Origin of the sequence: Saccharospirillum alexandrii, from assembly GCF_004000275.1 — a bacterium.
Taxonomy (GTDB): Bacteria; Pseudomonadota; Gammaproteobacteria; order Pseudomonadales; family Natronospirillaceae; genus Saccharospirillum; species Saccharospirillum alexandrii.
Genome location: NZ_RCIP01000001.1, coordinates 1,239,951 through 1,251,811 on the forward strand (window position 1 = coordinate 1,239,951; position 11,861 = coordinate 1,251,811).

An 11,861-nucleotide genomic window follows, 5' to 3' on the forward strand; every position below is an offset into this window, starting at 1 on the left:
TACACTGATTTTGAGCAGCTATCGCCAAACACTCACCTGCCCGCCGTCTCAGGACTCAGGGGCAGGCCGGCGCGCATCACGACAACAACAAGACAGACAGAAAAAGGGATACATTATGTCCGGCATACTCTCGATGATTCTGGCCGGTGGGGAGGGCACTCGCCTGGCACCACTTACTTCGGTCCGAGCAAAACCGGCGGTACCGTTCGGCGGCAACTACCGCATCATAGACTTCGTGTTGAACAACTTCGTCAACTCGGACTTGCTGCAAATTTTCGTTCTGACCCAGTTCAAGTCCCATTCGCTGATGAAACACATGAGCCGGCGCTGGCGCGTGACCGGTCTGACCAACCGGTTCATCGACCCGATACCGGCCCAGATGCAAATGGGCAAGCACTGGTATCAGGGCACCGCCGATGCCATTTATCAGAACATCGAGCTCATTGAAGGCATGGACCCGGAGGTCGTCTGCGTATTCGGGGGCGATCACATCTACAAGATGGATGTCCGCCAGATGGTGGAATTTCACCGCAGTTTCGACGACGCCAAGCTTACCGTTGCCGCCATTCCGGTTCACATCAGCCAGGCCGACCAGTTTGGCATCATCGAAATCGATGAAAACAACAAGATGATTGGCTTTCAGGAAAAGCCGAAAAAAGACCCGAAAACCATTCCCGGCCGACCCGACTACGTGCTGGCCAGCATGGGCAACTACGTATTCGACGCGCCCACCATGGTGCAGTGCCTGAAAGAAGACGCCGAGAGCTCAGATTCCGTGCACGACTTTGGCCACAACATCATTCCCGACCTGTACAAGGCTGGTGTGGTGTACGTCTATGACTTTTCCACCAACGTGATCCGTGGCGAGCTGGAACACACCAGCGGTTACTGGCGGGATGTGGGCACGCTCGATTCCCTGTACGAAGCAAACATGGATCTGCTGGCGGTCGAACCCCCCTTCGACCTGTACAACAAACACTGGCCGCTGCGCAGCTACCATCCGGCCGTGCCCCCCGCCAAGTTCGTGCACGACGAGGCCAACCGCACTGGCCAGGCGATCAGCTCCATTGTATCCGGCGGCTGTATCATTTCTGGCAGCATCGTGCACCGCAGTATCCTGGGCTACAACTGCCATGTTCACAGCCACGCTTACGTCGACAATTGCGTAATGATGGGCAACAACGACATCGGTCGCGGTTGCCGCATTCGCCGCGCCATCATCGACAAGAACGTGAACATTGCTCCGGGCACCGTCATCGGTGAAGACCCCGAGCACGATCGCCAGCGTTTCCACGTGTCGCCGAACGGCATCGTCACCATTCCAAAAGGAGCCCAGGTTGGCTTCGAATAAATCTCCCCTGAAGGTACTGGTCATTGCCTCTGAAGTTGAGGGGTTGGTAAAAACAGGCGGGCTGGCCGATGTCGCCCGCGCGCTGCCAGCCGAGCTGGTACGCCTCGGGCATGACGTCCGGCTGGTGACGCCAGCCTACGCCAAAACCCGGGCCGTCTGGTCGCAGTGGCCGCACCAGAGTCTTTGCGTTCATCTGAATGCGTTTGAGGAAACCTGGCTGGCCACTCGCACTGGCGAGCACCAGGGCATACCAACCGTGCAGATCGAGCACAGCGACAGCTTCGACCGCCCGGGTATCTACGACAACGGTGCCACACCCTATGAAGACAATGCCCGGCGCTTTGCCCTGCTCAGCAAAGGGGCCTTGCAATGGTGCCGCGACAACGACTGGCAACCCGACATTGTGCACGCCAATGACTGGCAGGCTGCCCTGGCCTGCTTTTATCTGGCCGAGCACTTTCGCTATGAACCCTTCTTTGCCCACAGCCGTTCCGTTCTGACGCTGCACAATGCGGCGTACCAGGGACAGTGCAGCTCCGGCTGGTTACGAACGCTGGGCATTCACGAACAGTTTTTCCACCCGGGGGCCTTCGAAGACCACGGCCAGATCAACCTGCTCAAAGGGGGAATTCGGTTTGCCGATGCCATCAACGCAGTGAGCCCGGGTTACGCGGCTGAATTGCTCAGTGATCTCGGCAGTCACGGTCTGGGGCCTATCTTTCGCGAACGGGCCGACGCCCTGAGCGGCATACTCAACGGCTGTGACTACGGCCAATGGTCGCCAGAAACCGACCCGGACATACTGGCACACTTCAGCAGCCCGAACGATGGCGGTAAGGCTCGCTGCAAAGCGTTGCTGAAACAGGAACTCGAGCTGGCAGAAGGTGAGGCCCCCCTGCTGGTGTCGATCAGCCGGCTGGCTGACCAGAAAGGCTTTAACCTGCTGATCCCGGCGCTATGGGAAACGTTGCGTAGTACCGATGCTCAGGTTGCCTTGCTGGGCTCGGGCGATGCGAACCTGGCGGCCCAACTGCACCGGCTGGCGCGTGAATACCCCACCCGGGTAGCCTTCGTGGAAGGCTACGACAACGCCCTTGCCCATCGGCTCGAGGCCGGTGGTGACGTCTTTCTGATGCCGTCGATTTTCGAACCGTGTGGCCTGAACCAGATATACAGCTTGCGCTACGCCACGCTGCCACTGGTGCGGGCGGTGGGTGGTCTGAAAGACACTGTCGTCCCGCTGGCCGACGATGGCACCAATTCCGGCCAGGCCACCGGGTTCATGTTTGCAGACCCAACACCGGACGCCCTGATCACCGAACTGCATCGCCTGATCCGGGTCTACCAGGAGCAGCCAGAGGTGTGGCTTGACATGCAACAGACCGCCATGAAGCAGCGTTTTGAATGGGCAACAGCGGCCAAGGACTATGTCAGCCTGTACCGGAAACTGCTGAAAGTACCCCGGCACTGAGGCTTGCCCATTCGCAGCCCCGGCACTACCCCTGGCTGCGGATGGGCTTAAACCCAAAATAGGCCAGCAAGGTGGCCACCAATGCCATGGCAGCGGCAAACCAATACACAATGCCGGTGCCCTGCCACAGCCAACCGGCTATCAGGTTGCCGCAGATCAGCCCGACGCCCATCCCCATCGAAACATACAGGCCCTGCCCAAACCCTTGTCGGCTGGGTGGGAACAGCCGCCCTACCCGGTGAATCGCAACCGAGTGCACCACACCGAACGTCAGGGCATGCATGCCCTGTATCAGCAATGCCGAGGCGAAGCTTTGCTCCAAATTGGCCAGCAGAACCCAGCGCACGACAGTAATGCCCAGGGCAAAGACGATCAGCAGTCGCTCGCTAAAGCGTTGAAACCAGCCAGCGATAAACAGAAACACCACAATCTCACAGATAGAACCGAAACTGATCAGAAACCCGATGGTCGTCGCACTGAAGCCCCGGTCTTTCAAAAACAGATCAAAAAAGGTGTTATAAGGCGCCAGGCCCAGCTGCCACAGAAACACAACCGCCATTAATACGGCCACTTGCGGCCAGTCAATATAGGCAGTCTCCAGTCCTTTTGAGGCTTTTCTGTCTTCAGCACGCAATCGGGTCTCTTTCGGAATAAGCCAGGTGGAGGCCCACATCAGACCACAGAGCACGGCGCCTATAATGGGTAGAATGGTGACCGGATAGCGGTCCAGCGCTGCACCCAGCGTCCAGACGATGACCACATAACCGGCCGAGCCCCAGAGACGGATCTGACCATAGCGGGACCGGTCTTTGCCCAGAACGTTTAACGCCACCCCCTCCATCTGCGGCAATACCGCCGACATAAAGACGCCAAAAAGCCCGAATACCGTCAGGTACCAGAAAAAGTCTCCGCTCTTTAGCGCCAACAGGTAAAAAACCCCCATCAGCACATAGCCAATGCGAATCAGCGGCAGGCGCTGACCGGTGCGATCACTGATCAGAGTAAACAGAAAAGGGGCGAAAACATTAACACCAAAGACCGTAGCGACAATGACACCAATTTGCTGGGGCGTCAGCCCTTGCGCAGTAAGGTAACGCGCCAGGTAGGGTGTAAAAACGCCGAACAAGGTGAAATAGGCGGCGTACATCGGCGATAGCCGTCGCGACTTCTGAGCGAAACTCAGTGTGGTGGTGTCGGTCATAAAATCCTTGTCGGGAAACAAAAACCGGTTAGGGGGTGGCTCGAAGATACAGGGTCAAGCGTAGATCAGGATTCGGGCTTTGCAGCACCGGACGCCTGTTTCAGCGCCTTCTGACGGGCACGCCGCTCGGCAAAAAAGTCAGACATCAGGGTCGAACATTCGTCGGCAAGAACGCCACCGGTCACGTCAATACGGTGATTGTAGGGGCCGTTTTGCAACAGATTCAAGTTGGAAACAACAGCGCCACTCTTGGGCTCGACCGCGCCATAAACCAACCGTGCTATGCGGCTGTGCACCAGCAAACCGGTGCACATGGTACAGGGTTCAACGGTTACATACAGCGTCGCGCCCGGCAAACGGTAGTTCCCAACCGCAAGACACGCCTGGCGAATCGCCTGGGTTTCAGCATGAGCGCTCGGATCCAGACTACCGATAGGCGCATTATAACCCGACGCAATGACGCGACCATTCAACACCACAACAGCCCCCACAGGTACTTCCCCTTCAGCCGCCGCAAGTCGCGCCTGATCCAGCGCCAGTTGCATCGCGCTTATGTCATCAATGACCGCATTGTGGTTAGCTATCAAACGTCCACTCCCGATTACCCTACCCTATTGCCGGGCCAATTCAGATGACAAGAATACCAAATTCCCAGTATAAATAGGGCATTGCCTGCGCCGGCGTTACTGCGTGAACGCCCGTAATCGTCACATCCGGGAGGTAGGGTGCCCGTAGAATCATTGCCAGCAGGCAAATTAGCAGGCCGTTTTGCATCAAGTTCGCACTGAAGCAGCGGCGTGCTCCAGATTAGCTCGTCGACCCACCCTATTGGGCACTGCCAGGAAGAAGGCCTGCACCGCAATACCGCCCAGCGCATGGCTCACAGCCAATTCAGCATGGCCATACCGGGCCGCCGTGACCGAGAAAACAGAACTGCCGAGCGATGTGGCAGCGCCCAGCAAAACCGGATCGAGCGGTGGCCGCTCCGATTCGGGTACGATTTGCCATCCTATCAGCCACGTCGGTGAACCAGGTGCCTGCTAGGGCGATAACAGATGCCCACCCGGCCAAAATGAAGGTCACTTCATCTTCGCACCGGATCAGCACCCTTACTCGTGGCAAACGCTGAAGAAAAGCATGCTGCCTGGACCGGCCTTTAACCGGCTGAAATCCAGTTGCACAAGTAACCACCACGGTCATTGTCATGGCCCGCTCATCAAAAGTGAACAGGGTTCAACGAGCGTTTGACACCCTTAATATTATTGCAGTAACTTTCGGGTATTAATTAACCAAAACACTGACCATAAGCCATAAAGAGCCGTTTTCATATGAGACAGTCTCCCTACCTGTTGTGTTTACTTGCCCTCCCCTTATTAGGCGCTTGCGGAGGCGGTGGTGGGAGCGATGGTGGTGATTCGGACGGGGACACGGCACTGAGCGGTCAGTTTCTCGACAGTGCGGTCCAGGGGGTAAGCTACGTCACCCCGACCCGATCAGGAAAGACGGATGTGAACGGTACATTCCGATATGAACCCGGTGAGCAAGTAGCCTTTTACCTGGGTGACCTTGCTCTTGGCGCCCACCCTGGTCAGGCTACACTGACTCCGCTGGAGTTGGCCAGCGCCTATACCAGTGACGACGAACTCGCCCTTAACATAGCCCGCCTGCTTCAAACGCTCGATGGTGATAATAATCCAGACAATGGCATTCAACTGATTGAAGAGGCCGCCGACCTTGCGTCGGATCTGGACTTAACGGACGACCTCGCAATTCAACAGGAATTAAACGGGCTTGGTCTGACCCTCAAAAGCACCGCTGCGGCCAAAGCTCATCTGGACACTACCCTGGCGACATTGCCCAGCCCGGACCTCGCTTCCAGCTACGCATTCACAACCTCCGCCAACACCTGCTCTGCTGGCCGTGAATGGACCAGCGCCACCGTTCAGACCCAAACAACAAACGTGGGTGACGGCGTGCGCTATACCGGACAAATAACCGATCAAGATGGCACTGAATACGCCTTCGATCTGAACGGTGATCACAAAGGTGGCACCGAATCCAACACCTATTATATTAGCATTGAAGGCGACAACTATAGCGGGCGTATTCGGGTGTATGACGCTGACCCCGACGTCACCTATGTTGCCTGTACCGATCTTATTTACCTGACCGCAAATACGGTCACCAACCTGCCCCCGAAAGTCTATCGAAAAAGCCAAGTCACTCAGGGAATCTGCAGAGACAGCATGGATACCTGGTTTCTGTCATTCGAAATAACCTCCGAAGATGTCGATGGTTATCTGTCCAAAAAACCAACCTTCCGCTACACAATAGACGGCCAGGCACCAGTCGAACTGATCATGGACGCACCTGAATCACTCTGGTATGCCAGCCGGGCTGCACACCGCCGGGATCCGGTTACGATCTCGAACATACCTTGCACCTCAGGTGCCAGCTGGCAATTTCTGGTTGAAGACAATGAAGGACAAACATCCACATACGAGTCCAGCGTCAGCGCCCCTTACGACGACGACCAGGATGTGGGCATCGGCACTATTTGCTTTAATGACTACCCGCGAGAATCCTGTGAAATGCTGACCAATTCGTCATTTACAGAAGGCGGCTCTTGCTCGGTCAACTACCCCAATGCCACCGATGCCGGCGTATTGAGTTCCTGCACAGATTTAGACGCAGGGTTTACCTGCGGTGCTTGCGCTTATTGAACGGGGCACCGCTCTCACTAATGAATGCAGTGGCTCATTCCCACTCGATGGTCGCGGGTGGCTTGCCGGAAATGTCATACACCACACGAGAGACACCGGATATTTCATTGATGATCCGGTTGCTCACCCGCTCCATCATTTCATACGGCAGGTGCGCCCAGCGGGCGGTCATGAAGTCGATAGTTTCAACGGCGCGTACGGCGATGACCCATTCGTAACGACGACCGTCACCAACGACGCCCACTGACTTAACCGGCAGAAACACCGCAAAGGCCTGTGAGGTTTTGTGGTACCAGTCGGCACGGTGCAGCTCTTCGATGAAGATGGCGTCGGCTTCGCGCAGCAGGTCGGCGTATTCTTTCTTCACTTCGCCGAGAATGCGCACGCCCAGACCCGGGCCCGGGAAGGGGTGGCGGTAGACCATGTCGTAATGCAGGCCGAGTTCGAGACCGATTTTACGCACTTCATCCTTGAACAATTCGCGCAGTGGTTCAACCAGTTTCAACGCCATGTCGTCCGGTAAGCCACCCACGTTGTGGTGGGATTTTATCACGTGCGCCTTACCGGTTTTTGAAGCAGCCGATTCGATGACGTCCGGGTAGATCGTGCCCTGGGCCAGGAAGGCGACGTCGTGAATTTTTGAGGCTTCTTCGTCGAACACTTCAATAAACTGGTGACCGATGATCTTGCGTTTCTTTTCCGGGTCGGCTTCGCCGGCCAGGGCGTTCAGGAAACGCTCTTCGGCGTTAACGCGAATGACTTTAACGCCCATTTCGCGAGCAAAGGTGGCCATGACCTGGTCGCCTTCGCTTTTACGCAACAGACCGTTGTCGACGAATACGCAGGTAAGCTGTTCACCAATGGCTTTGTGCAGCAAGGCCGCTACGACAGAAGAATCGACCCCGCCGGACAAACCGAGCAACACGTGTTGGCTGCCCACCTGTTCACGCACCTTATCGACCAGATCGTCGATGATGTTGGCGGGTGTCCAGAGCGCATCGAGGCCGCACAGGGTGCGCACGAAACGCTCCAGAATGTCCAGGCCTTTCAGGGTGTGGGTCACTTCAGGGTGGAACTGCACACCGTAGAAGCGACGTTCATCGTCAGCCATACCGGCAATGGGGCAGCTTGGGGTCGAGGCCATCAGCGAGAAGCCGTCGGGCATGGCACTGACTTTGTCGCCATGGCTCATCCACACATCCAGAAAGTTCCGATCGTTTGAGGTTTTGTCACTCAGACCCTCAAGCAGCCTTGACGCGGTATCGATCTGGACTTCGGCGTAGCCGAACTCCTGTTCTTTGGAGCCAATCACCGAGCCGCCCAGTTGTTCGGCCATCGTCTGCATGCCATAGCAAATGCCCAGCACCGGCACACCCAGTTCAAACACAGCCTGGGGCGCGCGCGGAGAATCTTTGGCATGAACCGATTCCGGACCACCGGAGAGGATGATGCCGTTCGGGTTGAACTGGCGGATTTCATCATCGGTCATGTCGTACGGACGGATTTCGCAATACACCCCAATCTCGCGCACGCGGCGGCCGATCAACTGGGTGTATTGGGATCCGAAATCGAGAATGAGGATATTCTGGGCATGAATGTCGAGGTGGCTCATGGCGGGTTCCGGCTGGTTGTTCTGAATGAGGTTTGATACGTAGTAAACAACAAAGCGGCCCGCGGGCCGCTCGTGAATCGGGTTTAGCTGACCCGGTAGTTCGGCGCTTCTTTGGTGATCTGCACATCATGAACGTGAGATTCCTTAATGCCCGCCCCGGTGATCTGCACGAACTCCGGTTTGGTGCGCATCTCTTCGATGGTACGACAGCCGGTATAACCCATGGACGCACGAAGCCCGCCCATCAGTTGGTGCACAACGGCGTGCAACGGGCCTTTTACGGCGATACGACCCTCAATACCTTCGGGAACCAGTTTCTCTACGCCGCTTTCAACGGTCTGAAAATAGCGATCACTCGACCCCTGGGTCTGACCCATGGCGCCAATGGACCCCATGCCACGATAGCTCTTATACGCACGGCCCTGGAATAGCTCCACCTCGCCCGGGGATTCATCGGTACCGGCGAACATGCTGCCGGCCATGATGACCGAGGCACCGGCGACAATGGCCTTGGCCAGGTCACCGGAAAACCGGATACCGCCATCGGCGATGACCGGAATGCCTTTATCACGCAACACGGCAGACACATTGGCAACCGCAGACACTTGCGGCACACCGACGCCAGCGACGATACGGGTGGTGCAGATGGAGCCCGGGCCGATGCCCACTTTTACGCCGTCTGCTCCGGCTTCCGCCAGGGCGAGAGCGGCGTCAGCCGTCGCAATGTTGCCGCCGATGACATCAACCTGCGGGTAGTTTTCCTTAACCCAGCGTACGCGGTCGATCACACCCTTTGAGTGACCGTGGGCGGTATCCACCACGATAACATCGACGCCGGCACGCACCAGAGCGTCTACCCGGTCTGGTGTTTCCGGACCGGTGCCGACAGCAGCGCCGACGCGCAGGCGGCCATCGGAATCCTTGCAGGCGTTTGGATAGGCTTCGGCTTTATTGATGTCTTTGACCGTCATCAGTCCACGCAGCTGAAAATCGTCGTCAACAACCAGCACCTTCTCGATACGGTATTCATGCAACAGATCGCGGACTTCCTGGGGGCTGACCCCTTCTTTAACCGTGACTAACTGGTCGCGGCCGGTCATGACGGTTTCAATGCGGGCATCCAGGTTTTTTTCGAACCGGACATCACGGCTGGTAACGATGCCGACCAGATCGTTGCCTTCCATCACCGGAACACCGGAGATGTTGTTCTCCCGGGTCAGCGCCAGCAATTCGCGCACACTGGCCGATTTGTCGATGGTGATGGGGTCGCGCACCACGCCGGCTTCGAATTTCTTGGTCAGCCGAACTTGCTGGGCCTGCTGCTCAATGGTCATGGCTTTGTGGATAATGCCAATGCCACCTTCCTGGGCCATGGCAATGGCCAGGCGCGCTTCGGTGACGGTATCCATTGCAGAGGAGACCAGGGGAATGTTCAGATTGATGTTGCGGGTTAACTGAGTTTTAAGCGTAACGTCCTTGGGCAGAACCTCGGAATATCCGGGCACAAGCAAGACGTCGTCAAAGGTTAGGGCGGTTTCGGCAATACGCAACATGGTGGACTTCCCTCCGGGGTGTGTGGGAAACGACCTGACTAGCATCAGGTCCGAGTTGCGGCGGCATTATAACCAGTTTTGCCTGCAAACAAAGTTTTGTGGTTAAATAACGCGCTTATATACCGTACCTTAATGCGGTCGCGGTAAATGCACCGGGTTCTTTCCGGCCTGTCTAGTGGTCCATGCGTGAAGTTCTGTTATTAAGGAACGACGCCAGGAAGTTCAGAGCGAGGCGGAAAGCCGCCGGAATAGCACCGCTATTTCAAGGTTTGACAACGAAGCTCTGGGCTTGCTGGCACAGTGAACAGTGACAGAACTTTGCGCATGGACCACTCGCCTGTTCACGCCCTGTCAGAGGGTGGTTTTGCCTGGTAAGACCCGCCTTCGGATTCCATTGTTCATGAGCCTTGCCGAGCCAAACGCCCCCCTGACCGTCAGCCAGCTTAACCGCCAGGTGAAATTTCTGCTGGAAACCCAGTACCCGGCTGTACCGGTCACGGGTGAGTTGTCCAACGTCTCCCGCCCGGCGTCGGGCCATATGTATTTCACGCTGAAAGATCAGGGCGCCCAGATTCGCTGCGCCCTGTTCAAATCGGTACTGGCACGCTCGACATACAAGCCCAAAGAAGGCGACCAGGTGCTGCTGCGTGGCAAGCTGAGCCTCTATGAGGGCCGCGGCGACTACCAAATCATTGTCTCCAGCATTCAGCCGGAGGGCGAAGGCGCTCTACAGGCTGCGTTTTTCAAACTGAAAGAGAAACTGGAGCGCGAAGGGCTGTTCGCGCCCGAGCACAAGCAACCCCTGCCAGCGGTCATTCACCGCGTCGGTATTGTTACCTCCCGCACCGGGGCCGCCCTGCACGATATTCTGACGGTGCTAAAACGCCGCTTTCCGGCGATCAGCGTGATCCTGTACCCGGTTCAGGTACAGGGTGCCGACGCCCCCGGTCAGATCATCAACGCCATCGAAACCGCCAACCGGCTGAATCAGGTCGATGTGTTGATCGTCGGGCGCGGCGGCGGTTCTCTCGAAGATTTGTGGAGTTTTAACGACGAAGGTGTGGCACGGGCGGTGTTTGCGTCACGTCTGCCCATTGTCTCGGCCGTTGGCCATGAAGTGGATGTGTCGATCAGTGATTTTGTCGCCGATGTGCGGGCCGCGACCCCGTCGCAGGCGGCCGAACTGGTCAGCCCGGACCAGGCCGACCTGTATGGCCAGATCAGCCATCGGCGCGACCAACTGGTGCGGCGCTGGCTGAACATCAGCCAGCATGCACAACAGCGGCTATCGCATCTGCGCCAGCGTCTGCGCGACCCGGGCACTCTGCTGCGCGAATGGCAGCAACGGCTCGACGACCGCGAACGGCGCCTGGTTCATGCCTTACAGAACCAACAGAAATTGCGCACACAACGCTTCGAGTCGCTGGAAAAACGACTGCACCGGGCCAGCCCGCTGGCGCGGCTGAAAACCGATCAACAGCGTTTGAGCCAGTGGCGTCAGCGGTTGCAGCGGCTCGGCCTGGAACAGCTGAAGCCGCGCCGGCAGCAACTGGCCACCCTGGCTGGCCAGTTGAACACCCTGTCACCGCTGAATACCCTGGAACGCGGCTACAGCATTACCCGGGCGGAGGATGGCCAGGTCATCCAACAGGCCAGTCAGACCAAAAGCGGAGATCGGATCACCACCCTGCTGCGTGATGGTACCTTGACCAGTCGGGTGGAATAGACTCCTGATTCCAGTTTCGGAGTTCGCACAGTACGAGCGGCGGGTGCCAGTGGTGCCTCTGCGGGAAAGTCCTCAACATGGACTAAAACGCCGGGAGCGTTTTAGCATGAGCGCAGCGAGCCCGAAGGGTGAATCCCATGGAGGGGATTCATATCATGCGGTCTAGGCTCCATGGACGGATTCACGCCGACCCCGTAGAGACGCCACTGGTAGCCGACGCGGAC

General features: G+C 57.4%; 8 protein-coding genes. 4 read left to right on the forward strand and 4 right to left on the reverse strand.

Annotated features, from left to right (window positions below; all coding sequences use genetic code 11):
• Nucleotides 1–10 precede the first annotated feature (10 nt).
• A complete protein-coding gene (gene glgC, locus EP166_RS05620) occupies nt 11–1,351 on the forward strand; it encodes a glucose-1-phosphate adenylyltransferase (RefSeq protein WP_281276767.1) in 1,341 nt (446 codons plus the stop codon).
• Entirely contained in the window at nt 1,338–2,822 is a 1,485-nt protein-coding gene (locus EP166_RS05625) for a glycogen synthase (RefSeq protein ID WP_164743832.1), read from the forward strand. The genes glgC and EP166_RS05625 overlap by 14 nt, the downstream gene beginning before the upstream one ends.
• A gap of 25 nt (nt 2,823–2,847) precedes the next feature.
• Here the strand turns inward: EP166_RS05625 and EP166_RS05630 are convergent, their stop codons facing one another.
• Together EP166_RS05630 and tadA are read right to left on the reverse strand one after the other, a co-directional pair.
• On the reverse strand, nt 2,848–4,023 hold the full coding sequence (locus EP166_RS05630) for an MFS transporter (protein ID WP_127555789.1): 1,176 nt from the start codon (nt 4,021–4,023) through the stop codon (nt 2,848–2,850).
• A gap of 65 nt (nt 4,024–4,088) precedes the next feature.
• Nucleotides 4,089–4,610, reverse strand: a complete 522-nt coding sequence (tadA, locus tag EP166_RS05635; protein ID WP_281276754.1) for a tRNA adenosine(34) deaminase TadA — start codon at nt 4,608–4,610, stop codon at nt 4,089–4,091.
• 921 nt (nt 4,611–5,531) lie between these two features.
• On the opposite strand from tadA, the gene EP166_RS05645 reads away from it, so the two are divergent.
• The gene (locus EP166_RS05645) at nt 5,532–6,746 is read left to right on the forward strand and encodes a hypothetical protein (RefSeq protein ID WP_127555790.1); all 1,215 of its coding nucleotides are present in this window, start codon (nt 5,532–5,534) and stop codon (nt 6,744–6,746) included.
• Nucleotides 6,747–6,780: 34 nt separating this feature from the next.
• On the opposite strand, the gene guaA is transcribed toward EP166_RS05645, so the two are convergent.
• Both guaA and guaB read right to left on the reverse strand, forming a co-directional pair.
• Nucleotides 6,781–8,358, reverse strand: coding sequence for a glutamine-hydrolyzing GMP synthase (guaA, locus tag EP166_RS05650; protein ID WP_127555791.1), 1,578 nt, complete (start codon nt 8,356–8,358; stop codon nt 6,781–6,783).
• An 83-nt stretch (nt 8,359–8,441) separates the two neighbouring features.
• Nucleotides 8,442–9,911 (reverse strand): IMP dehydrogenase, encoded by a 1,470-nt coding sequence (gene guaB / locus EP166_RS05655; RefSeq protein ID WP_127555792.1) that lies wholly within the window; start codon nt 9,909–9,911, stop codon nt 8,442–8,444.
• Nucleotides 9,912–10,311: 400 nt separating this feature from the next.
• Between guaB and xseA the strand changes: the two genes are divergently transcribed.
• Nucleotides 10,312–11,637: an exodeoxyribonuclease VII large subunit gene (xseA, locus tag EP166_RS05660; RefSeq protein WP_127555793.1), complete on the forward strand. Its 1,326-nt coding sequence runs from the start codon at nt 10,312–10,314 to the stop codon at nt 11,635–11,637.
• Nucleotides 11,638–11,861 lie beyond the last annotated feature (224 nt).

Coding starts and splice junctions, on each gene's coding strand:
- EP166_RS05630 (WP_127555789.1), bottom strand. CDS start 4,023: ATGACCGACACCACCACACTGAGTTTCGCTCAGAAGTCGCGACGGCTA.
- guaA (WP_127555791.1), bottom strand. CDS start 8,358: ATGAGCCACCTCGACATTCATGCCCAGAATATCCTCATTCTCGATTTC.
- guaB (WP_127555792.1), bottom strand. CDS start 9,911: ATGTTGCGTATTGCCGAAACCGCCCTAACCTTTGACGACGTCTTGCTT.
- xseA (WP_127555793.1), top strand. CDS start 10,312: ATGAGCCTTGCCGAGCCAAACGCCCCCCTGACCGTCAGCCAGCTTAAC.